The sequence below is a fragment of the Fibrobacter sp. UBA2449 genome (genome assembly GCF_002342555.1).
Taxonomy (GTDB): Bacteria; Fibrobacterota; Fibrobacteria; order Fibrobacterales; family Fibrobacteraceae; genus Fibrobacter.
Map to the genome: position 1 here is coordinate 181,866 of NZ_DDQF01000012.1, position 22,457 is coordinate 204,322.

Annotated in this window: 21 protein-coding genes; 9 read left to right on the forward strand and 12 right to left on the reverse strand. The window is 55.2% G+C overall.

The features are described from left to right. Window positions 1–16: 16 nt before the first annotated feature. Window positions 17–1,855, reverse strand: a complete 1,839-nt coding sequence (locus B4B27_RS08460) for an FISUMP domain-containing protein (protein ID WP_290725610.1) — start codon at window positions 1,853–1,855, stop codon at window positions 17–19. A gap of 107 nt (window positions 1,856–1,962) precedes the next feature. On the opposite strand from B4B27_RS08460, the gene B4B27_RS08465 reads away from it, so the two are divergent. Next, window positions 1,963–3,030 carry a glucokinase gene (locus tag B4B27_RS08465; RefSeq protein WP_290725612.1) on the forward strand — a complete coding sequence of 356 codons (1,068 nt, stop codon included), beginning with the start codon at window positions 1,963–1,965 and terminating at the stop codon, window positions 3,028–3,030. A gap of 11 nt (window positions 3,031–3,041) precedes the next feature. On the opposite strand, the gene B4B27_RS08470 is transcribed toward B4B27_RS08465, so the two are convergent. From B4B27_RS08470 to B4B27_RS08485, 4 genes are all read right to left on the reverse strand, one after another. Beyond that, window positions 3,042–5,009, reverse strand: coding sequence for a Gfo/Idh/MocA family oxidoreductase (locus B4B27_RS08470; RefSeq protein ID WP_290725615.1), 1,968 nt, complete (start codon window positions 5,007–5,009; stop codon window positions 3,042–3,044). A 102-nt stretch (window positions 5,010–5,111) separates the two neighbouring features. Further along, entirely contained in the window at window positions 5,112–5,546 is a 435-nt protein-coding gene (gene dtd, locus B4B27_RS08475) for a D-aminoacyl-tRNA deacylase (RefSeq protein WP_290725617.1), read from the reverse strand. Window position 5,547: 1 nt separating this feature from the next. Continuing rightward, window positions 5,548–6,381, reverse strand: a complete 834-nt coding sequence (locus B4B27_RS08480; protein ID WP_072809449.1) for a tRNA threonylcarbamoyladenosine dehydratase — start codon at window positions 6,379–6,381, stop codon at window positions 5,548–5,550. 11 nt (window positions 6,382–6,392) lie between these two features. Next, window positions 6,393–7,631, reverse strand: a complete 1,239-nt coding sequence (locus B4B27_RS08485) for an aminotransferase class V-fold PLP-dependent enzyme (protein ID WP_290725620.1) — start codon at window positions 7,629–7,631, stop codon at window positions 6,393–6,395. A gap of 115 nt (window positions 7,632–7,746) precedes the next feature. Here B4B27_RS08485 and B4B27_RS08490 point away from each other — a divergent pair, with 115 nt between their 5' ends. After that, the gene (locus tag B4B27_RS08490) at window positions 7,747–9,123 is read left to right on the forward strand and encodes an FISUMP domain-containing protein (protein ID WP_290725622.1); all 1,377 of its coding nucleotides are present in this window, start codon (window positions 7,747–7,749) and stop codon (window positions 9,121–9,123) included. Between the two features lie 28 nt (window positions 9,124–9,151). Next, window positions 9,152–10,108 (forward strand): EF-P lysine aminoacylase EpmA, encoded by a 957-nt coding sequence (gene epmA / locus B4B27_RS08495; RefSeq protein ID WP_290725624.1) that lies wholly within the window; start codon window positions 9,152–9,154, stop codon window positions 10,106–10,108. Window positions 10,109–10,114: 6 nt separating this feature from the next. Here the strand turns inward: epmA and B4B27_RS08500 are convergent, their stop codons facing one another. After that, the gene (locus B4B27_RS08500) at window positions 10,115–10,630 is read right to left on the reverse strand and encodes a TlpA family protein disulfide reductase (protein ID WP_173365049.1); all 516 of its coding nucleotides are present in this window, start codon (window positions 10,628–10,630) and stop codon (window positions 10,115–10,117) included. A gap of 53 nt (window positions 10,631–10,683) precedes the next feature. Here B4B27_RS08500 and B4B27_RS08505 point away from each other — a divergent pair, with 53 nt between their 5' ends. The 3 genes from B4B27_RS08505 to B4B27_RS08515 all read left to right on the forward strand — a co-directional run bounded on the left by B4B27_RS08505 (window position 10,684) and on the right by B4B27_RS08515 (window position 13,373). Next, the gene (locus B4B27_RS08505; RefSeq protein ID WP_173365048.1) at window positions 10,684–11,751 is read left to right on the forward strand and encodes a type IV pilus twitching motility protein PilT; all 1,068 of its coding nucleotides are present in this window, start codon (window positions 10,684–10,686) and stop codon (window positions 11,749–11,751) included. A gap of 3 nt (window positions 11,752–11,754) precedes the next feature. Beyond that, window positions 11,755–12,957, forward strand: a complete 1,203-nt coding sequence (locus B4B27_RS08510; RefSeq protein WP_173381011.1) for a type II secretion system F family protein — start codon at window positions 11,755–11,757, stop codon at window positions 12,955–12,957. A gap of 185 nt (window positions 12,958–13,142) precedes the next feature. After that, a complete protein-coding gene (locus B4B27_RS08515) occupies window positions 13,143–13,373 on the forward strand; it encodes a hypothetical protein (RefSeq protein WP_290725630.1) in 231 nt (76 codons plus the stop codon). 1 nt (window position 13,374) lies between these two features. On the opposite strand, the gene pflA is transcribed toward B4B27_RS08515, so the two are convergent. From pflA to B4B27_RS08530, 3 genes are read right to left on the reverse strand one after another with little or no spacing between them, the layout of a single operon-like run. Then, window positions 13,375–14,136, reverse strand: coding sequence for a pyruvate formate-lyase-activating protein (pflA, locus tag B4B27_RS08520; protein WP_290725632.1), 762 nt, complete (start codon window positions 14,134–14,136; stop codon window positions 13,375–13,377). A 36-nt stretch (window positions 14,137–14,172) separates the two neighbouring features. After that, complete coding sequence (locus B4B27_RS08525; RefSeq protein WP_290725634.1) at window positions 14,173–15,246, reverse strand: glycoside hydrolase family 5 protein; 1,074 nt, start codon at window positions 15,244–15,246, stop codon at window positions 14,173–14,175. A gap of 26 nt (window positions 15,247–15,272) precedes the next feature. After that, on the reverse strand, window positions 15,273–15,560 hold the full coding sequence (locus tag B4B27_RS08530; RefSeq protein WP_173365044.1) for a hypothetical protein: 288 nt from the start codon (window positions 15,558–15,560) through the stop codon (window positions 15,273–15,275). 82 nt (window positions 15,561–15,642) lie between these two features. Between B4B27_RS08530 and B4B27_RS08535 the strand changes: the two genes are divergently transcribed. Both B4B27_RS08535 and B4B27_RS08540 read left to right on the forward strand, forming a co-directional pair. Next, window positions 15,643–16,461 (forward strand): menaquinone biosynthetic enzyme MqnA/MqnD family protein, encoded by an 819-nt coding sequence (locus B4B27_RS08535; RefSeq protein ID WP_290725638.1) that lies wholly within the window; start codon window positions 15,643–15,645, stop codon window positions 16,459–16,461. A gap of 100 nt (window positions 16,462–16,561) precedes the next feature. Continuing rightward, entirely contained in the window at window positions 16,562–17,422 is an 861-nt protein-coding gene (locus B4B27_RS08540; protein WP_290725640.1) for a GGDEF domain-containing response regulator, read from the forward strand. On the opposite strand, the gene B4B27_RS08545 is transcribed toward B4B27_RS08540, so the two are convergent. Genes B4B27_RS08545 through B4B27_RS08555 form a run of 3 tightly spaced genes read right to left on the reverse strand, consistent with a single transcriptional unit; the run spans window position 17,423 to window position 20,110 of the window. Next, complete coding sequence (locus B4B27_RS08545) at window positions 17,423–18,061, reverse strand: bifunctional 4-hydroxy-2-oxoglutarate aldolase/2-dehydro-3-deoxy-phosphogluconate aldolase (RefSeq protein ID WP_290725642.1); 639 nt, start codon at window positions 18,059–18,061, stop codon at window positions 17,423–17,425. It lies immediately after the preceding gene. Window positions 18,062–18,101: 40 nt separating this feature from the next. Further along, on the reverse strand, window positions 18,102–19,307 hold the full coding sequence (locus B4B27_RS08550; protein ID WP_173381004.1) for an ABC transporter permease: 1,206 nt from the start codon (window positions 19,305–19,307) through the stop codon (window positions 18,102–18,104). A gap of 44 nt (window positions 19,308–19,351) precedes the next feature. Next, complete coding sequence (locus B4B27_RS08555) at window positions 19,352–20,110, reverse strand: ABC transporter ATP-binding protein (protein WP_290725645.1); 759 nt, start codon at window positions 20,108–20,110, stop codon at window positions 19,352–19,354. Window positions 20,111–20,318: 208 nt separating this feature from the next. Between B4B27_RS08555 and B4B27_RS08560 the strand changes: the two genes are divergently transcribed. Beyond that, window positions 20,319–22,439: a polysaccharide biosynthesis tyrosine autokinase gene (locus tag B4B27_RS08560; protein WP_290725647.1), complete on the forward strand. Its 2,121-nt coding sequence runs from the start codon at window positions 20,319–20,321 to the stop codon at window positions 22,437–22,439. The last annotated feature ends 18 nt before the right edge of the window (window positions 22,440–22,457 follow it).

The following is a 22,457-nucleotide window of genomic DNA, read 5'->3' on the forward strand; positions in this document are numbered from 1 at the left end:
GTGAGCCGGACAAATTTTAATCCTTCACGCAGCGGACTGGGTTATAGCACTCTTCGTCGTTATAGTCCCATACTTCCGCTTCATTTTCTAATCCCCTTATTACAATGTAGTATTGGGTCGAGGATGCATAATATACCCATAGACGTCCATATTCACCCAAAGAATGGAATCCATCATCGCTGCAATAGCATCCAGCGCCCACAAAGGAGAGCCCGTATGTATCAGTCCCGGGTGTAATTCCTGTTTTCCATCCCTTTGCCGACATCAACGGGAGTGCGTGTCCGCTAGCAAGATTTACAAGGTCTTGCGCCTCCTTATTTGTCGGGATATGCCACCCGTCAGGGCAGATTCCCTGGATGTGGCCGGTACCCAGGTCGCACGAAGATTTATAGGCACAACTGGAGGAATTCATCGCCGCGCTGCGGCTATAAAAGTGACCGTATAGTTCGCAGAAACGGTCGTCGTCGTTGAAACAGGTAGATACTCCAATTTCGTTGTCGGCGTAGTTCAGGTTCTCCGCCATCCATGTTGCACTACCGACTTTTACGGTCTTGTATGTCTTGCCGTCGCGCGGGTCCGTCATGGTGCCATATTCGATGTCCGGGTTGAACTGCTCGCCAGCGGCTTCCAGGAGAGGCTCGGCGCCTGCCTGCTTGGTTCTCGATGAACTGCTCACGGAACTGGACGAAACGCTGCTCGAGGATTTGGCGCTGGATGAACTTGAGTAGGAACTGCTGCTCGACGAGCTCGGCACTACGCCGTCACCCTTCACGCAACGGACGGAGAAGTTCGACTCGTAGCCGTCGAAATCATTGATGAACGCATCGTTGTCTTCGCCTCTTATGAGAAGGTAATACATTTTGCTCGACTGGTAATAGACCCACATGAACGCATATTCACCAATGTCGTTGAAATCGTCCTTGGTGTCATATTCCCCTGTTCCCACAAAGGAGAGCCCGTATGTATCGACCCCTGGATCGATGTACAACGAGTCTTCGGTTCCCCATCCTATCGTAGACATTAGCGGTCTTGCCTTTTTGCTGGCGAGGTTTACCAATGCCTGCGTCTCGGTATATGTCGGGATATGCCAGCCGTCCGGGCAGATGCCTTGAATAGGTCCAGATCCCAAATTGCAGGAAGATTTGTATTTGCATTCCGAACTGTTCATCGCGGCGTCGCGACTATAAAGGCGGCCATACAGTTTGCAAATTTCTTCATCATCACTAAAACAATAGGACATGCCTATTTCGTTATCGACAAAGTTGAGGTTTTCCGCCATCCAGATTGTTCCCTCGATATCCACGGTCCTGTACGTCTTGCCGTCGCGCGGGTCGGTCATGGTGCCGTAATCGATGTCCGGATTGAACTGTTCGCCCTTTTCTGTGAGGCGTGGCTTGAGTTCATCCCAACTCAGCGAGGAACTACTCGACCTTGCCGACGAACTCGACGAACTGTAGCTTGAAGAACTGTAGCTCGACGAATACTGCGAGCTGCTGGAGTCATCGTCTCCGGAACTACTCGACTCGCGTGAACTGCTTGAAACATTCTTGCGGACAAACTCCTTGCCCTTGGCCGTGAGTGTATCGTTGAATCCAGCCCAGATATACACGGAGTCAATCTCGTCGAACTCGCAGAAGTAGCTTTCCTTGTCGCGTCCGACAATCGCCTCGCGGCCCTCGCGCATCTCGTTGCACGGGTAATCCGCAAATCCATTGTTTGACTTGAACGCATAGTCGTACCCGCGGTTCTTCGAAACCGGGGAGAAATTGTCGTCGTCACTGCAGGCGGTAAAAAATATCGTTGTCGTGGCTAGAACGCACAGGCCGGGCAAGTGTCTAAACACAGAATGTTTCATTCATCCTCCTTTAACATCCTGCATAAAATATACCTAAAATGTTGGATTCGTCGGTTTAGCGCTGCCGTTTTTCCTATATTCATTCCGTAATTACCGGAGTTTTTATTATGGAAATCAAATGGCTTAATCCCGATGCAAAGTTTGACCGCCTCGTCCTTGCAGGCGACATTGGCGGCACCAACACGAACCTTGGCCTTGTGGGCTACAAGGATGGCAAGTTCACGCTGATTCTCGAGACGGTGTGCCCCTCCAAGGATATCGATGGGCTCGACGCTCCTATCCGCGAGACGCTCAAGCTCGCCGTGGAAAACCGTGCCGACCTCAAGCCCAGCCATGTGTGCATCAGTGCCGCGGGTCCGGTGGCGAACAACAAGTGCGTCATGACGAACCTCCCGTGGAGCGTGGATGGCGACACCCTCACTGCGGCGACCGGCATCCCGACGCTTGTCATCAACGACTTCATGGCCATCAGCTACGGCATCCCGACGCTTGACGTGGACGACCCGAAGCAGATTTTCAAGCTCACGCATACCGACGGCAGTGAACCCGCCCCGCAGAAGGCAACCAAGGCGGTTATTGGTCCGGGTACCGGCATGGGTGTCGGCTTCCTCGCGTTCGATGGCGAGAAGTACATCCCCGCTTCTTCGGAAGGCGGGCATTCTACCTTCGCCCCCTTCGACAAGGATTCGCAGGAATTCCACGACTACATGGAAAAGAAGATTGGCACCGTGCCCGGCGTGGAACCGCTCGTCTCGGGCATGGGGCTCCGTAACATGTACGAATGGTGGAAGGAAACCCGCGGCGTTCCCGACAACGAGGCTTTCAAGAAGATTGAAGAAACGGAACCCAACGATCGCCCCAAGTACATCAGCCGCGCGAGCGATACCGACCCGGTGGCTGCCGAGATGATGCGCTTGTTCGTGAAGATGCTCGCCCGCTTCGCAAGCGACGCTTCTACGCTGTTCTTGCCGCTGGGTGGCCTCTACCTGGCTGGCGGCACGGTACAGAAGGACCTGCGCTGGCTCGAGCGCGACAACCTGTTCATGAAGTATTTCGAGAAAAACTACAACCCGAACATCCGTCCGCTCTTGAACAAGATTCCGGTGTACATCATCAAGGATTACAGCATCAGCCTGTACGGCGCCGCGAACGCGAGCCTCAACTTGCAGAAGTAATCTGCGGGCGTCTATTTTTTCTCGTAGCGCACGTAGGCGAAACTGCGGCTATCGGGGGACCATGAATTCACGTTGATGGTTCCCTGGCCGCCGAACAGCTGCAGAACCGTGCGGGGCTCACTCCAGCCTGTCTCGTCACACCCTGTCATCAGGCGGATTTCCACGTTCTTGTTGGGAACGTGTTCGCCGGGGCGCACGTCGCGCTCATGGTAGGCTAGCATCACGACTTTCGTGCGGTCTGGCGAAATGTGCGGAAACCAGGTGTTCAAGTGTGCGTCGAATGTCATCTGCGTCTGCTCGGAACCGTCGGCCTTCATGCGCCATGCCTGCATGCGGCCGCTGCGCACTGAATTGAACCAGATGTATTCACCGTCGCAGTCATATTCGGGGCCGTCGTTCAGTCCGAATGCGGTCGTGAGCTGCGTCTCGTTCCCGCCTGCAGCAGGAATCGTGTAGATGTCGTATTCTCCGTTGCGTTCGGCGCAGTAGGCGAGCATCTTGCCGTCGGTGGTAACGCCGTGCAGGTAGCTCGGGGCAAGCGGGGTCACGAGTTCCGGCATGCGTCCGTCGAAGAAAATCTTGTAGATGCGCGAAAGCCCGTCTTCCTTGGTGTGGTGGCTCACGTAGAGCCCCTCGCCATCGGGAGAGAGCACGTGGTCGTTGTTGCAGTTGTTGACAAAGTAACTCGGGACTTCGGTCACCTTGCCGCTTTCGATTTCAATCTTGTAGATGCGGCCTTCGCTGTTGAACGTGAGGAACCTGCCGTCGGCGCTCCAGTTCGGCGCTTCGATGACCTTGTCGAATTCCTTGAGCAGTCTAGATTCGCCGGTCTCGACGTCAAAAATTTCGAGGAAGGACTTGTCGCCGCTGCGATCCCAGACTTCGCCCGGACTGAGCTCGAACGGGTAGCTTACTCCCCATGCGGCGCGGAGGCTATCCATCTGCGTCATCATCTGCATGGTCTTGCTGTGGGGCATCTCGGGGCATTCCTTAAGGCCCTTCTCGAGGGCCGCCTTGCAGCCCAGAACCTCATATTCGTAGCAGTTTTCGATGCGGGGCGGCTTTACCGATTCCACGAGCGTCCCGGCGACATCGAACAGCTGGATTTCTTCCATGTCGTTGAGGTTCTGCACGCGGATAAAGCCTTCGGAACCGTAAATGACGCCCTCGTTCTTGAGAGGGGCCACCATCGAGGTCTTGAGGTGTGCGACTTGCCCGCCCGCATATACGAGGTCAATCCAGTCGGTCGCATCCACGCCCGTATGGAACTTGACGCATTTCGTCTTCGTCTCTACGATGTGATTTGCAACGTATTCCCCACCCGGTGTCATCCCCGCGCGTTCCTCGTCCGATGTCATCCCCGCGGAGGCGGGGATCTCCCTGCAAATTTTCGGGTCAGTCAAGAAGATGTCCGCAAACGTAAGGCTATAAATGCCCAGGTCCAGCAGTGCACCGCCCGCAAGTTCGGGCTTGTGCAGGCGCCCGATATGCGAAAGCGGCATCGAGAAGTCGGCCTCCATGCTTTCGACCTTGCCAATCTTCCCTGCAAGAATCCAGTCCTTTACCATCCGCACCGCAGGCAGGAATCGCGTCCACATGGCCTCGCATATAAATACGCCTTTCTCTTCGGCAAGGGCTAGTACTTCCGATGCCATTAGCGCATTTGCGGTAAAGGCCTTCTCCACGAGCAGGTTCCTGTCATGTTCCAGACAAAGTAAAATATTGCTGTAGTGTTCGGAATGCGGGGTCGCGATGTAAATCAAATCCACGGCAGGGTCACGCGCCAGTTCCTCGTAACTGCCGTAGGCGCGGACGAATCCGTAATCGTCGGCGAATTTTTTCGCTTTCTCGAGCGTGCGTGACGCTACCGCGTAGCATTCCACGCCCATGCCGTTCTTTTCAAGTGTCTTGACCGCAGTGGCCATCTTCGTGGCGATATGGCCACATCCGAGAATTGCAAATTTTATAACCGTTTTCATTGTTATACTAATATAAACTTATTTCTGAAAATAAAACACCGCTTGCGACCATATAAATGGACTCACGTGTAAACGCCATTTTTGGGGATTGTGTAGGGGCTTTTATTCCAACATTATCGTGAAGGGGCCGTCGTTGGTGAGGCTCACCTGCATGTCGGCGCCGAATTTCCCTGTTTGTACGACGAGGATTTCTTTTTTGCACTCGGCAACGATGTATTCGTAGAGCTCGTTTGCGAGTGTCGGGTTGCCGGCGCCGTTGAATGTGGGACGGTTGCCCTTGTTGCAGTTCGCGTACAGCGTAAACTGCGAGACGAGCAGGAGTTCACCGCTAACGTCCTTGATGGAAAGGTTCGTCTTGCCGTTTTCGTCGGCGAAGATGCGGAGCGCTAGCATCTTGCGGATGAGCCTGTCGGCGATTTTGCGGGTATCGTCTTCGCCCACGCCGATTAAAATCATGTAGCCCTTGCCGATTTTGCCGACAGTTTCGCCTTCGATATCCACCTGGGCGTTCAATACTCGTTGAATTAGGAATTTCATATTACTCCGCGCTGGCCAATGCCTTCTTGTAGATGTCCTGCATCACGAGGCCCGCAATCATGAATCCAAAAATAGCGGTGGAGTGTGCCATAGTGCCGTTGATTTGCGCCTTGCTGCTGCACCATTCGTGATCGACCAGGTTTGCATTCTGGAGTTCGGCTTCGCTCCTTTCGTGGCGCACCTTGGGGCACATGCAGGCGTCCGTTCCGCAAGAGGAATTCTTGCCGCGGTTTTTCAGGAGTTCGTCGCTGTAGACGCACAGCACTTTTTTCTTGAGCGCCATTTTCTTTTTCTTGAACTTGTCGCGCAGGGCGCGGGCGAGCGGGCAACCGGCAACCTTCCAAAATTCGGCGACCTTGATTCGCGTGGGGTCCATCTTGAGGGCTGCGCCCATCGAAGAGAAGACTGTGGCCTTTGTGCGTGTGGCGTGCCACAACAGCTGCATCTTGTTTTCGAGGCTGTCGATGGCATCGATGATGTAGTCGAATGTGTCCAGTTGGAATTTGTCCGTATTCGCTTCTTCGTAGATATCCTGGAGAGCTACGATGTTGGCGTGCGGGTTGATTTCGAGTAGGCGATTTTTCAGCACGTCCACCTTGACTTGCCCCACGGTTTTCGTAGTGGCCATCAGTTGGCGGTTCACGTTGGTGACGCACACGCGGTCAGAATCAACGAGTACGAGTTCCTTGATGCCGGAACGCACCAGGCTTTCGGCGCACCAGCTGCCGACTCCGCCGAGACCGAAGATGATGACGCGCTTCTGGTAGATGTCGCCCATCACGTCGTCCCCGAGCAGGAGCGATGTGCGGTTGAAGATGCCTTTCTCGATTCCCATACGAGTCCCGGTTAGCCGAAGAGTCGGAGAACGCGCTTGATGCCTGTGATAAAGCGGTCAATGTCGCGCTTCAGGGTGTACACACCGAAACTCAAACGAAGCGTGGCGTCGACACCGAAGCGGTCCATCACGGGTTGGGCGCAGTGGTGTCCGCTACGCACTGCAACGTTCTCTTCGTCGAGAATCATGGCGGCGTCGCTTACGGCGATGCCGCCGAGCGTTACGCTGATGAGGGCCCCGCGTTCCTTCGGGTTCCCGAAGATTTTTACCTGCGGGATTTGCGCAAGCTGTTCCAGCGCGTAGTTCGTAATTTCTTCTTCGTGCTTGCGGATGTTTTCGATGCCGACTTCATTAATCCATTCAATGGCCTTGCCGAGCCCGATGACTTCGGCAATCATGGGCGTGCCTGCCTCGAAACGTGCGGGAACGTCGGCGTATGTCGTCTTTTCGAAGGTCACGTTCTTGATCATCTCGCCGCCGCCGTGCCAGGGGGGCATGGAATCCAGAACTTCGTACTTGCCGTAGAGTACGCCCACGCCTGTGGGGCCGTACATCTTGTGACCGCTGAAGGCGAGAAAGTCGCAGTCGAGTTTTTGCACGTCAATCTTGATGTGGCTCGAACTCTGGGCGGCGTCAATCAGAATCTTTGCCTGCGGGGTGAGCTTGCGGACGGTCGCGATAATTTCGGCAATCGGGTTCACGGTGCCCACGGAATTGCTCACGTGGGCGATGGCCACCATCTTGGTTCGCGCATTCAACAACCCGGGAAGTGCTGCCAAATCCAGATCGCCGTTGTCCAAAACAGGAATCACCTTGATCTTGGCGCCCTTCATTTCGGCAACCAGCTGCCAGCTCACGATGTTTGCATGGTGCTCCAGACCGCTAATCAAAATCTCGTCGCCCGCCTCGAAGAACTTGCGACCGTAACTCCACGCCACCAGATTGATGCTTTCGGTGGTGCCGCGGGTGAACACGATTTCGTCTTCGGTCTTCGCGTTAATGAATTTTGCGACATTCTTGCGCGTTGCTTCGAACGCTTCGGTGGTGCGGGCGCTCAGACGGTACACGCCGCGCTTTACGGAACTGTAGTGCTCGCGGTAAAAATCGTCCATCGCGTCGATGACGCACGCGGGCTTTTGCGTGGTGGCCGTGCTGTCCAAGAAGGCCAGGGGCTTTGCGTCCTTATCGCCTGCGACAAGCATCGGGAATTCGCTACGGATTTTTTCGGCATTAAAATTTGCATCAATCATGCGCCCAAATGTAGAAAAGTTCGGCTCTTCGGCGCTTTTTTTAGGGGTGGACTCGGTTGCGAAAGGTTGATTTGCTATATTGGAACGAAACGAAAGAGAGGACAGTATGAAAAATATGCGTAAGATATTGGCCCTTGCTGTGGCATCCGTTTTTGCGACGGGTGCGTTTGCCCAGGATGAATTGCATGCCGCCATCGATGCCGGTGATTTGGCGACCGCCCAGAAAATGGTGAAAAAAGGCCAAGTCGAGGACGTGTACTGTGGAAAGCTCACTCCGAACGAGGCTGTCCAGGTCTACGAAAAAATTTTCAAGAAGAATCCCGATGAGTCTTTTGCCAACTGCCCGACTCAGTTTGCCTATGGTTACGGGACGCACACTTGCTCCAATCCGAATGCGATGGAAGCCTGTAACGAGGTCATCTCGCTCTTGCTCCTGGATGGCGAAAATGGAAACGCCAGGGCGATTGACCTGCTTGAAGCGGCTGTAAAAGCGGCTGTCAAGGTCAAGGCTTTTGCGAAGCCTATCAAGATGCTTGTCGATACGTCCCTCTGGGTCCCGTGCCCGAAGAAGGGCCGCGCCCGCAACGAATGCATGGAAGAATGTTTTGAACAGGCTCACAATACGCTCGATGCCGCACGCGAGGCCCTGTGCGAAACCAAGCCGGAACGCTTTGTTTCCGACACGACTATCAACGCTCCGCGTCCGTCTCCCTTGTTCGAAAAGCTCCGCAAGGGATTGCCGGAGGCCTTCTGGAAATCTCCGAAATCTGTAGCGGGCCGCTTTGCGACGATTATGCAGAATAGCGCAAAGGCGCTCTCGATTCCGGATACGGCTGTTATCGGTCTTGGTTACGTGAGCCGCTGGGTTGAAAGCCACAAGGCTGCAGGGACTCCGCTTCCTGGCAGCGAACTTTTCCGCTTCTGTGCGGTTTGGCCGTCCGAAGTGGAAACAATCCTTGCGACGAAGGGACATGGTTCCCGCTGCCCGGTGTTCGAAGAATTTGTAGACCCTCGCGACAATCAGAAATATAGGGTCAAGGATATTGGTGGAACCAAGTGGTTTGTCCAGAACCTGAATTTCGCCATGGAAGGCAGCTCCGTTTGCTATGAACGCGAGGAAGACAACTGCAAGGCCTATGGCAAGCTCTATACGCAGGGAGCCGCCAAGGTCGCTTGTCCCGAAGGTACCCATCTCTCGACGGAAGAAGACTGGAAGTCCCTCGAAGCGTTCGCTGGCGGCACGGACGTGGCTGCCGAGAAGCTCCGCAGCAACGGCAGCGACGATTATGCGTTTACCGCGCTGTTCGGCGGCTATGCTAACAAGAACATGAACTTCGTTATCCAGGGTGAAGGGGCCTACTTCTGGACCGAGAAGCAGCTTGCGGACGGCCGCGGCCTTGCGAAGTCGATGTTCAGCTCCGATAAGAACGTGACGTCGATGCCTGCCGACAAGGACTTCTGGCTTTCCGTGCGTTGCGTGATGAATAAATGATGATTGATGGATGATGAAGGAGCTCTCCATGTCCTTCGCTCCTACTTGCAATCGTGATTCCTGGATAAGGCGCCAAGCCTTGATGGGCAAGGTGCGCGCCTTCTTTGAAAGCCGCGGCGTGCTTGAAGTCGAGACTCCCGTGCTCTCGAATGCGGGCGGTACCGACCCCCAGCTCGATTATTTCGAGGTGAACGGTCGGCCGGCGCGCTTCCTCATGACGAGTCCCGAATTCCACATGAAGCGCCTGCTGGCGTCCGGTTTCGGGGACATATTCCAGATAACCAAGTCCTTCCGCAAGGATGAATTCGGAAGCCACCACAACAACGAGTTCAGCATGGTGGAGTGGTATCGCGTCGGCATGCCGCAGGAGAAACTGATGGACGAGGTGGAAGCGCTTGTGTCCGAAATTATTGGCAAGCCCATTAACGCACGCCGTACGCGCTGGATAGACGCGTTCAAGAATTATGCGGGCGTGGACCCGTTCTGCGAGGATTTGGACAACTTTGTTCGGGCGTGCGAATCCGGCGGCGTGCCCGTTCCCGAAGGCCCGGAACGGATGGCCCGCGAAGACTGGTGGGATTACATGATGGTCTTCATGGTGGAACCTGCCCTTGCGAAAAACGGCCCCGAATTCATCCTCGACTACCCGCAGTCGCAGGCCGCGCTTGCGCAGACGTTTGTCGGGGAAGATGGCCACACCTGGGCGCGCCGTTTCGAACTCTTCATGGATAACGTGGAACTCTGCAACGGCTATACGGAACTTACCGATGCTGCCGAACAGCGTCGACGTTTTGAGTCGGATCTCGACATCCGCCGCCAGATGGGGAAACCGCTTCCGCCTGTCGATGAAAATTTCTTGTCCGCCCTGGAATCCGGGATGCCGGCCTGCTCGGGCGTGGCGCTCGGGCTTGACCGCTTGTTTATGCTTGCCCTCGGCAAAAAAGAAATCAAGGATGTGATCCTGTTCCCGAGCCCGATTGCCTGATGCGTCTTATTTGACAAGCGCCTTTATCGCGCGCCTCATGCGGTGTTCTTCGATGATTCCCGCTTCGATGTAGTCGATGCCGCCTTTTTCATCCAGAAGGTAGCTTACCGGGATGACCCGCGGGTTGCCGAGCATGTTCATGAGGTCGTAGTTCCAGTGCACCATGACCCATGGCATGTCGTACTTCTTCTTGAACCGGGAGGCAATTTTTATGTTGTCGTCTTCGTTTACCATGAGGATGCGGAAGCCGTCGTCGAAAAATTCGTCATGCAGTTTTTTCAGCGTCGGCAGCTCGGCGATGCATGCGGGGCACCAGCTAGCGCTGAGCACGATGAGTGTCGCCTTGCCCTTTTCTGCCTGGAACGTGGTTTTCCCGCCGTCGATGCTGATTGCGTCGAAGTTCTCGATGGAATCGGGCATCTGCTGGAAAGGCTTCACGTTTTCCCTGTAGGCAAGGAAAATGGCGCACAAAATGGCGATCAAGGCCAGAATTCCGGCAGTTTTATAGGATTTAATCTGCATATCCATAAAGAATTTATTTTTTTTTGGCGCAGTTTTAAGTTATATTCTTTGATATGGCGTATAATATTCAAGATCTTCTTTCTGAAATGGTTAAACGCGGGGCTTCTGACTTGCATATAACCGCAGGTTCCCCTCCGCTCGTCCGTCTTTCCGGCAAGCTTACCCCCATCGGCGAGGACAAGCTGAAACCGGACGAGACCATGCGCATGACGTATAGCCTGATGAACGAACTCCAGAAAAAGTCGTTCGAACAGAACAAGGAATGCGACTTCTCTTTCGGTATCGCGAACCTGGCGCGTTTCCGTGCGAACGCTTACCTGCAGCGCGGTTGCGTGGCGCTTGCCCTCCGTATCATTCCGCTTGAAATCAAGACTTTCAAGGAACTTGGCCTCCCGAAGATCATGGCCGAATTCACGACCCGACCCTCCGGCCTCGTGCTGGTGACGGGTGCTACCGGTTCCGGTAAGTCGACGACGCTCGCTGCCATGATTGACAAGATCAACAAGGAACGTCACGACCATATCCTGACCGTAGAAGACCCGATTGAATTCTTGCACAAGCACCAGGGATGCATGATCAACCAGCGCGAAGTCGGTAGCGACACGAACAGCTTCGCGATGGCCCTGAAGATGGCCCTCCGTCAGGACCCGGACGTGGTGCTCATCGGCGAAATGCGCGATAACGAGACCATGCGCTGCGCCTTGACGATTGCGGAAACCGGTCACTTGGCCTTCGCGACATTGCATACCAACTCCTGCGTGCAGACGATCAACCGTATCATTGACGCCTTCCCGAAGGGTGAACAGCAGACCGTGCGTACGCAGCTCTCGTTCGTGCTTCAGGGCGTGATATGCCAGACGCTTATCCCGAAAATTGGCGGCGGCCGCGTGATGGCCTACGAAGTCATGAACGTGACTCCGGGTATCCGTGCGCTTATTCGCGACGACAAGGTGCACCAGATTGAATCCATGATCGAAATTGGCCAGAAGTTCGGCATGAATACGATGAACATGTGCCTTTGCGAACTGGTGAAAAACCGCAAGGTTGACCGTTTCGAGGCGCTCGCCCGTTCTCCGAGCCCGGACCAGCTGGAACAGTTGTTCGTGAAGGAAGGAGTCTAACTTATGGCAGAATTCCTGTACAAGGCGCAAAACGCACAGGGCAACAACTTTGAGGGAACTCTCGAAGCGAAGGACAAGGCCGAGGCCGAAGCGCTCCTCATGCGCCGCCGCCTCACGATTGTGAAGCTGAAGAAAAAGCCGATGGAAATCAAGATTAACATCGGCAACGGAATCAAGCATGAGGACTTGACCCGCTTTACGCGTATGTTCTCTTCCATGTGCTCTGCCGGTCTTCCGATGCTGCAGTGCTTGAACATTCTGGAAGAGCAGTGCGAGAACCCCGCATTGAAGGATGTGATTCACAAGGTGACCCAGTCCATCAACGGCGGTTCGTCCTTGGCCGATGCCTTGGCTCAGCACCCGAAGGTGTTTGACTCCCTCTACTGCAACATGGTGGCGGCTGGCGAAGCGGGCGGTATCCTTGAAGGGATTCTTGCGCGTCTGGCTGAGACGATGGAAAACAGCATGCGACTGAAGCGCAAGGTGAAGAAGGCGCTTACTTACCCGGTGATGGTTATCATCGTGGGTATCGTCGTGGTGATCGCGCTTATGACTTTCGTGGTGCCGACGTTTGCCGAACAGTTCGCTGCCTTGGATGCCGAACTCCCTGCCCCGACGCAGGTCGTGATGAACATTTCCGACTTCTTGCTCAACAACGGTGGCTTCCTCTTCCTCGGGCTCATCGCACTGATTATCGGCTGGAAACTCGTGATGAAGATTCCTGCCGCGCAGTTCGCATTTGACAAGTTCCTTTTGAAGGTTCCGAAGATAGGTGACTTGCAGATAAAGTCGTCTACGGCGAGTTTCTCCAGAACGCTCGGTACGCTTTTGAATGCGGGTGTGAGCGTGATGGATGCCTTGAAGGTGGTTGCGTCCACGGCTGGCAACAAGGTCGTCGAAAAGGCAATCGGAAGGATTTCGATAGGTATCGCCGGCGGTAAGAGCATCGCGGACCCGATGGCCGAAGTGGGCATTTTCCCTCCCATGGTGATCCAGATGACTGGCGTGGGCGAGAAGACCGGTAACCTGGGCGGCATGCTTTTGAAGCTAGCTGACTTCTATGACGAAGAAGTGGATGCCGCAGTGGATGCCGTCGTGAGCATGATCGAACCCTTGATTATCGTGTTCCTCGGTGGCGCGGTCGGTGGCCTCCTCATTGCTATGTATATGCCGATGTTCTCGATGGGCGACGCGATTAAAGGCTAAGAAGCCGTCGCAATAGTTCGTCACAACTCCGCTCACGTACATTTTAGTACGCTACGCGGAGTTGTTCCTGCTCTTGCTAGGCTTTAGACGAAATCTCGGCTATGGATAATGGTTTTGTCTCGCTCGGTTTTGTGCGATATTTTGTTTGTTGTATTAAGACGAAATATTAGTTTTAGATCGCCACGATGACACAGAAATCAAAAGACTTTATAAAAAATTTTATCAAGTGCTTTGTGTTCGCACTTTTCATGAGTGTGATGTTTGTGATTATGGATCAAGAGGGTGTGGGGTATGGATTGAGAGGCGGTGCAACGATGCCGCTTCCGGAAAGCGAACTTCCTCGGGTTTTCGTAATTTATTTTATTTTCAATTTTATTGTTGCCATTCCTTTGACGAAATGGCTTCACTGGCGCTAAATTACTGCTTTTTCCAGCGGGTGTACTTTTCGGTTTCGAGGAGGGCGTTGGCGTTGGCGACTCGCTCTGCCGTGGGCGACTGCGTGTCCTTGAGTGCATAGTCGATGCCGAGTTCGGCGTATTTGCCCAGTGCGAGGGCGTGGTAGGGTAGCACGTCGATGCGTTCCACGTTATGGAGCGTGCCAATGAATTCGCGGGTGCGGGTCAATGCGCCGTCGTCGTCGCTTATTCCGGGTACAAGCACGTGCCTAATCCAGATGGGCTTGTGGATTTCGTCCAGGTAGCGGAAAAAGTCGATGATGTTTTCGTTTCCGTGTCCGGTGAGTTCTTTATGGACAACGTTGTCTATGTGCTTGATGTCCACGAGAAGCAGGTCGGTCACCTGCATCAGGCGCTCGATTTTTGCGAACGCTTCGCCGGAACGCCTGAACGTGACTCCGCTCGTGTCGATGCATGTGTGGACTCCGGATGCTTTCGCAAGCTCGAAGAACTCCACCATGAAATCAAGTTGTGCGAGTGGTTCGCCGCCGCTGACGGTAATGCCGCCGTCCTTGCCCCAGTATGTCCTGTAGCGGAGCGCTTTTTCGAACAGTTCCTGGGCGGTCATTTCAATGGCGCCGTTTACTTTGCCGAAGCCCCACGTTTCGGGGTTGTGGCAGAACTTGCAGCGCATCGGGCAACCCTGCAAGAACACAACGAAGCGGATGCCCGGCCCGTCGACCGAGCCGAACGATTCCAGCTTGTTGATGAATCCTGTTGTCATGCGGGTTGCCTTCGTCTGCAGTTCGATCGGCCGGAACTAGCCCTTCGCGAGCATGTCCATCAGTTCGCGGTCGAGCCTTTCGGGGTTGTTGTACTGCGGGAGGCTCTCGTGCAGCGATTCGCCCTTCGATACGAGCCCGAAGTCGAGATTCTTGTAGTTCCAGTAGCTGAACCCCACGTCGGCTGCTCGCAGGATGTCGAGGAAGTCGCGCATCCATGCGATCTGGTACTGGCGTGGCACCTGCACGTACACGCCGAACTCGTTGCAGCTTACCGGCAGGTCATATTTCGCGCGGAAGTCGAGCGCGTTCTGGATGCTTGCCTGGAGTCTCGCCTTGTCCCACTTGCCGTACTCCACGTTTAGGCGCGTTTCTGCATCTCCCGTCGGGGCGGCATAGTCGCCGGGCCACGGGCGTTCGATGTGGAAGAACGGGTCGCTGATCCATGCGGCGCCCTGGTGCGTGAACGTCACGGGCGTGTAGGTATGGAAACTGTAGATGGCGTTGTCGTCGTCGAGCGGCGTAAGGAACTCGAATTCCTTCGCGCTGTTCCATTTGTTGCTGCCCACGACAATCGTGTTTTTCGGGGCGTGCTTGCGGATAGCCCAGAAGAGTTCGTCCTTTACCTTGTCCCAAACCTTCGAGTCGCTGCCGGCAGGTTCGTTCAGAAGTTCCATCATCACGCGGGGCTCGCCGCTGTAGCGTTCGCCCATGAACGCCCAGATGTTGCAGGCGCGCTTGCGTGCGGCGGGGTCGGCGAAGAACGCCTGTTCCGTCGAGCAGCCCAAGTGGAAATCGTGACCCGGGCACTTGTGCAGGTCGAGAATGACGTCGAGGTCCGATTCCTGGATTTCCTTGAGCGCCTTGTCGAGTAGCCCGAAGACCTCCTCGTCGGGCGTGTCGTTCTCGCCTTTGAACAAGTTAAAGTAGTCCACGGGCAGTCGCACGTGGTTGAACCCCGCCTCGCGGATGCGCTTGAAATCGCTCTTGTCGAGGAAGGTTCTGATGTGCTGGACGACCCCGGGGAAACCGACGGGGTCTTTTTCCTGGATGCAGTCGACCTGACTGAACCAGCCACCCAAATTCACTCCGCGCAGTCTTTCCTTTTTCATGGTTTTGTCGTCCTATGAGTTGAGGGTTAGTTGATGATGTTCAAATCTTCGTTCGCGATGTTCAGCCCGAGGATGACTTCCATGTCTTCGGGAAGGTCGTAGAAATCGGCGACGAGGCCGACCTTCTTGTCTTCGTCCTTCTGGTTTTCGAACTGGACTACGTCGTAAATCTTCACCGGAATCTTGATATCCGGGGTAATCGGGATTTCAATGGTCATGCCTTTGCTGATGGGCCCCTCGAGAATCTTGCCTTTGAACACGATGCTTTTCTCGTCTGCACCCACAGATGTTTTCTTCACGCGAAATACAGCCATTATACCTTAGCCATCTCTTATTGTCGGTTGATTTGTATTTGCGGCCTTGCAGGAGGCCCCGCATAAAAGTTAATTTTTTTACATGCCCCTTCAGGTTGGACGAATCCCTTTTTTGGTATGTGCACCGTTTTTCCATGAATTTCTCGGACGCGAAGATGAATGTGCCGGAGTGAAGTTCGTGGACGGCCCGCCGAGTGCCCATAGCGCGGCACTCAAGGAAGGGACGATCCATCTTTCTCCCGCATCGTCGATTACGTTTGCGCAGAAACCCGGGGCGTTCGTGCTTTCGTCGTCGCTTTGCACGTCGTGCTCCTTCGAGGTCCGCTCGGTCAAGCTCTTTTCGCATTTCCCGATAGAGAATCTCGGTGGCCGTAACGTCCGTCTTACATCGCAGAGCAGGACCTCTGTCGCGCTCCTGCGGATTCTCCTCGAAATGCGCTATGGGGTTTCGCCGTTCTACTGCGAAGGCCTTTCGGCAGAGGCCTCGGACGATGCCTGCCTTTTGATTGGCGACCTCGCGCTCGAAGAGAACGCCCGCGGCCGTTTCCCCTACAGCTACGACCTCGGAACGCTCTGGCAGGAATGGCAGGGACTCCCGTTCGTGTTTGGCGCATGGGTCATCTCGAAGGCTGCGCTCGCGCCGCAGTTGAGACCGCTGCTCGAAAGCTACCTGCGGCAGACGGAAGCGGGAATCGAGAGCTTCCGGGCCGATGTCTCGGGCGCGCTCGATCGCTGGCTTGCCAGGTACCCGGTCGACCTCCCGCGCGGGGTCCTGGAAGATTATTACAGGGTGCTCGACTACCGTTTTACCGACGAGCGCAAGGAATCGCTTTCCCTGTTTTTTGACCTCGCCGCCCGAAAGGGAATCGTCGAGAGCGCCCCGAAACTCGAATTCCTCTAGTTTTAATGGCCCTAAAGGGCATCTTCTTGGCCAATCGGAGTTGTCGCAGTGGCGTTTGTCGGCTCAAGAATATAGATTAGGGGAAAAGGAGTCCAGGATTATGCTCGAAGAAAAGATTCTCATAGTGGATGACAGTGCGGAGACGCTCCAGCAGATGCAGGAGCTTTTGACGCAGGTGGGTTATAACGTGGCGACGTGCAACTCCGGCGAGGAGGCCCTGGATTACCTCGACAAGGAGAGGGTGGACCTCGTGCTGCTCGATATCAACATGCCGAGTCTCAACGGCTACGAGGTGTGTTTGCGCATTCGCCAGCGCTATGCGCTCGACGACCTCCCCATCATCTTCCTCACGAGCCGGGAAGACAGCGATAGCATTACCAAGGGGTTCCATGCGGGTGCATCGGACTTTGTTTCCAAGACGTCGATTACCGATATCCTGCTTGCGCGCGTAAATGTGCATATCCGGCTTTCGCGTTCCCTGCGCTACCTGCGCGATATTTCCCTGACCGACGACTTGACGGGCGCCTACAACCGCCGCCACGGGATGTATTCCCTGCGCGAATGGTTCGCACGCAGCAAGCGCTATGGGACTCATTTTTCGCTGATCTATTTCGACCTGAACGGCTTGAAGCAGATCAACGACGACTATGGCCACCAGGCGGGCGACCTCTTGCTCCGTGCCGTGGTGAGCGCATGCAAGAAGCTCCTGCGCGAATCGGACATGCTGTTCCGCATGGGCGGAGATGAATTCATGGTGCTTTGCCCCGATACCGACAAGCGCGGGGCCTTCATCTGCGCCGAACGTATGCAGGAAGCCGTGAAGGCGGTGACGATTGTGGACAAGAGCGCATCCTTTGCCTACGGTGTTGCACATTCCAGCGACGACTACCGCGAAATGGACGAAATGCTCCACAGCGCGGATTCCGCGATGTATGAATGCAAGAAGAAAATGCGGAAGTGACTAGCCGCGGGTGCTGGCGGCATCAAGCAGTTTCCTTAGCTTGTCTGCAATCGTAGCCCAGTCGCCCTGTTGCATCAGCTGGACATTGAAGATGCTGGCCCCGAACGATACGAGGTTGCTTCCCGCCTTGAAGTAATTTTGGACGTTATCCGCGTTTACTCCGCCGCATGCCATGAGCGGGATGTCGCGGAAGGGGCCGCGCAGGGCCTTGATGTATTCGGGCCCGCCGACGCAGTTTACGGGAAAAATCTTGACGGCGGAAGCACCGAGGTCAAATGCCTTTTGCACTTCGGTCGGCGTGAGCGCACCTGGAATGATGGGGACGCCCGCCGTGCACGAGAGACGGATGATTTCGTTTCGGGTGTTGGGCGTGACGATGAATTCTGCTCCTGCGGCAAGCGCCTTCTCGAGGTCGCTCCCGTGCCGGACGGTGCCCGCTCCGACGGTGATGCCGTAGGGCTTTGCGCATGCCTTCAGCTTTGCGATGATGTCCGTGGCGCCTTCCGTGTTCATTGTCACTTCGATGGCCTTGAGCCCGCAATTTGCGGCTGTCTTTGCACATGCCTCTTCGGCACCCTTGGGAATGTCGCGGAGAATGCCCACGACCGGCATCGGTTTTAAGAATTCAAGCAGGTCCATGCCCTAAATATACAAGAAAAAACGGAAAAAGGACAGGGGCCTATTCGAATCTCAAGGCTTCGATGGGGTCGAGCCTGCTCGCCTTCCTTGCAGGGTACCAGCCGAAGAATACCCCGGTGACAAAGCATACGCCGAAGCTCACGATGACGCTCGTGATGGAGACGCTCATGGGCATGTTGAAAAAGTTCTTCACGACTTCGGAGGCGGCGATGCCGAGCGCAATCCCGATGATGCCCCCCAGGAGGCTGATGATGACGGATTCAAACAGGAACTGGAACATGATGTCGCGGCCGCGCGCGCCGATAGCCATGCGTAGCCCGATTTCCTTGGTGCGTTCGGTCACGGAAACATACATGATGTTCATGATCCCGATGCCGCCTACGAACAAGCTGATTCCCGCGATGATGGTGAGCACGAGCGAAATCAGGTCGGAGGTGCTCGTGATGGTCTGTATCATTTCCTCCTGCGTGAAGATCCGGAACGGGTCCGTGGGCCTGGTCCAGCCGCGACGCTCTTTCAATATGCCCATGATTTCTTCGGTCGCCTTGTCGGCGTAGCCTTCGCCGATGGAGTTCGCGTAGATTTGCCGGATATTTGTTGTCGCCGAAAACCTTCGCATCACGGTCTGGTACGGAGTGAATATCACGTCGTCATTATCTTGTCCAAAATCGCCGGAGCCCTTTGATTTCAGGGTGCCGATGACCTTTAGCGGGATGCTCTTGTAGCGGATTGTCTTTCCGATGGGGTCCTCGTCGGGGAAGAGGTTCTTTACGACGGACTGCCCGATGACGCATACCTTTGCCATGCGGTCGGCCTCGTCGTCGAACATGACCCCGTCCTCGATTTCGTAGTTGCGTATCTTGAGGTAGTCTGCCGATACGCCGCTCAGGGTGGTGGGGGAGTTGTTGTTGCCTACAATCGCCTGCCCGCCGACCGTGACCATCGGGGATACCCCGTCGATGTAGGTCGCCTGCTCGCGGATGGCGATTAGGTCGGCTTCCTCGAGCATTTCGGAAGATTCCATCTGCACGCCGCCGCGCCTGTCACGGTTCGGCATGATGATGACGGCGTTCGAACCCATTGCTGTCATCTGTTCCTTGATGGAAATGCGCGAACCTTCGCCCATCGCGACCATGGTGATGACGGCCGCGACACCGATGACGATGCCGAGCACCGAGAGGAAGGTGCGCATGCGGTTGCGCAACAGTGCGCGGAGAGCGATTTTTGCCAAGGTAAGTGGAGCCATCTTCAATTATCCATCATCAACCATCAATCATCCATCATCCATCATCAATCATCAATCATTTCCGGTGGCGGCAGGGCCTCGAAGGCGGCTTTCGCGTCCTGCACGTTCTCGTTGATTACGTCCTTCTTGATGAGTCCGTCACGGAGCGTGATGGTGCGCCCGCTGAAGGTCGCGATGTCGGGCTCGTGCGTTACGAAGGCGATGGTTTTCCCCTGGCGGTTGAGTTCCTGGAAAATCATCATGATTTCGTAGCTCGTGCGCGTGTCGAGGTTCCCGGTGGCCTCGTCGGCGAGGATGATGACCGGGTCGTTCACGAGTGCGCGCGCGATGGCGACACGCTGCTGTTGGCCGCCCGAAAGCTGGTTCGGCACATGGTTCATGCGTTCGGCAAGCCCGACCCTTTCCAGGGCCTCGATGGCGCGGCGCCTTCTTTCGGATGCGCTCACTCCCGAATTGTACAGGAGCGGCAGTTCCACGTTCTCGATGGCGGTCGTGCGGTTCAGCAGGTTGTAGCTCTGGAACACGAACCCGATTTTCTTGCTCCTTATGCGTGCGAGCGCGTCGCGCTTGAGCTTTTCGGTATGCTCGCCGTCCAGTATGTAGTGCCCGGAGGTGGGACGGTCCATGCACCCGAGTATGTTGAGCATCGTCGACTTGCCCGATCCGCTGGTCCCCATGATGGTCACGAACTCGCCTGGATGTATATTAAAGTTTACACCGCGCAGCGCATGTACGGTCTCGTCGCCCATCTTGAAGTCGCGACGGATGTCCTGTATCGAAAGTATGGGGCTTTTTTCACTCATTTTCGTCATTTTAGATGTCTTGACGCATATTTCCGTTGCACGGGGGGTAGAAGATAATATATTTATGGTTGATGTGTGGCGAAAAACTGGCCCAAAAGCCGGGGTGATTTTCGTCACTATTTCTTTTTTTGCTAGCTTTTGTAATAATAATGTATTTTTCCCTCGTTGAACGTATCTTGACGTTTGATAATGACTTGGAGATTTTTTGATGGATAATAAGGTACCGCAAGGCGCTACTGCGAAACCGGAAGATGACGAGATCGACATTCTCGAAATTCTGGTGTTCTTGAAGAGCAAGTGGAAGTTCTTGACGATTTTCCTTGTTTTGGGGCTTTTTGCAGGTGGCGTTGCTTCCATGTGGATGCGTCCCGCGTACAAGAGCGATATCCTTCTGCAGGTGGATGTTAAGGGCAACAAGTCGTCCAAGGCGCTTGGCGAAATGGGTGCCCTCCTGGATGTATCTACCCCCTCCGAAGCAGAAATGCAACTCATCAAGAGCCGCATGGTGCTCTCTACGGTTGTCGATGAGCAGCGCCTGTGCTATTCGGCAGTGCCGCTCGACAAGGTGGACCGCCTTTTGCACAGGGAAGGCCGCATGGACCTCGAGTTCCTGAGCATCCCGCGTGCCGTATCCGAGGCGAAAATCAAGATCAAGGCCCGTGTGCTGCCCGATTCCACCAAGTTCGAACTCCTGGGCGAGGACGATGCCGTGTTACTGAAGGGCGAGGTCGGGGAAACCTATCGTCAGCCCTATGCGGGCGATACGCTTGCCATTTGCGTGCGGTCCATGAAGGCCCGTCCGGGCCAGACCTTCCTCCTGGGTGCGACCCATCCTCAGATGGCGGTTGCCGGTCTCCTGGGTGGCCTGAGCGTCTCGGAAGAGGGCAAGAATTCCGGGATTATCCGCGTCTCGATGCAGCACGCCTACCCGGACCGCGTGGCGGATATCCTGAATTCCATCGCGAATACCTACCTCAAGCAGAATATCGAAATGCGTAGCGCCGAGGCGAAGAAAACCCTCGACTTCCTCGAGGAACAGCTCCCCAGCGTTAAGGCAAAGCTCGATTCTTCCGAACAGAAGCTTACCTCGTTCCGCAATGCGAACGGGACTATCGACCTTTCGGGTGAAACGCGCGTACACCTCGAAAAGGACGTGAGCCTCCAGCAGCGCCTGCTCGAACTTGAACAGAAGAAGCAGGAAGCCCTGCGCCTGTTCCAGGCGGAACACCCGACGGTCCGTACCATCGAGCAGCAGCAGGCTAGGCTCTACGGCGAACTTGCGAAGCAGAAGAAGGCGGCGGACAAGCTCCCCAAGACCCAGCAGGAATTCCTCTCCCTGCAAGAGGAAGTGGAAGTCAACAACAAGCTTTACACGAACCTCCTGAACAATATCCAGCAGCTCCGCGTGGTGCAGGCGGGTGAAGTCGGAAACGTGCGTATCGTGGACCAGGCCTACGTGCCCATAAAGCCCGCGAAGCCGAACCGCAAGCTGATTTTTGGCGGTGTCGCCTTGGCGTTCCTCCTCCTTGGCTGTGCCATCGTGCTCGTGCGCCGCATGTCGCATAACGGTGTCGCGAGCAGTACCGAGGTCGAGCAGGCTACGGGTATCGGCGTGTACGGAAAGCTTCCGATGCTCGGCAAGGGCACCGAGAACAACGTGCTCGATCCGGTCGTGCACGAAAAGCCCGACGAACCGTTTGCTGAGGCGGTCCGCGCACTCAGGACGGCGCTCGAGTTCTCGCTCTTTGCCGACGGCAAGAAGGTCCTTATGGTATCGGGCCTCATAGAGGGCGTGGGCAAGTCGTTCGTCTCGACGAACCTCGCATGCTCCTTTGCTATGTCGGGCAAGAAGGTTTTGCTTGTGGATATGGACCTGCGCCGTGGCCGCATGTTCAAGAAGGGCCACAAGGGCCTCTGCGAAATGCTCCGTGCCGAAAAGTTCGATGACGAGTACATCGAGATGGTTAGCGAGAACTACCACATCATCGGTTCGGGCAAGCGCGTGGTGAACCCGGGCGACCTCTTGAACAAGAACCGCTTCGGTACGTTCCTCGACACGTTCCGTAAAAAGTACGACCTGATTATTCTTGATACCCCGCCTATATTCCAGTGCAGCGATGCGCTCCTGGTCGAAAAATATGCGGATTACCTTTTGTGCGTGCTGAAGCAGTCGGCGCATAGCATGGATAACATCCAGGAAGCGCTCTCTACCTTCGACCGCAGTACCGAAACACCTTTGCCCAAGGCCTTCGTGTTCAACAAGTGCGAACGTCATTCGGGTTACGGTTATGGTGGCTACTACGGCTACTATGGCTACAAGAAGTATTAACAACACAATAAGGAGAAT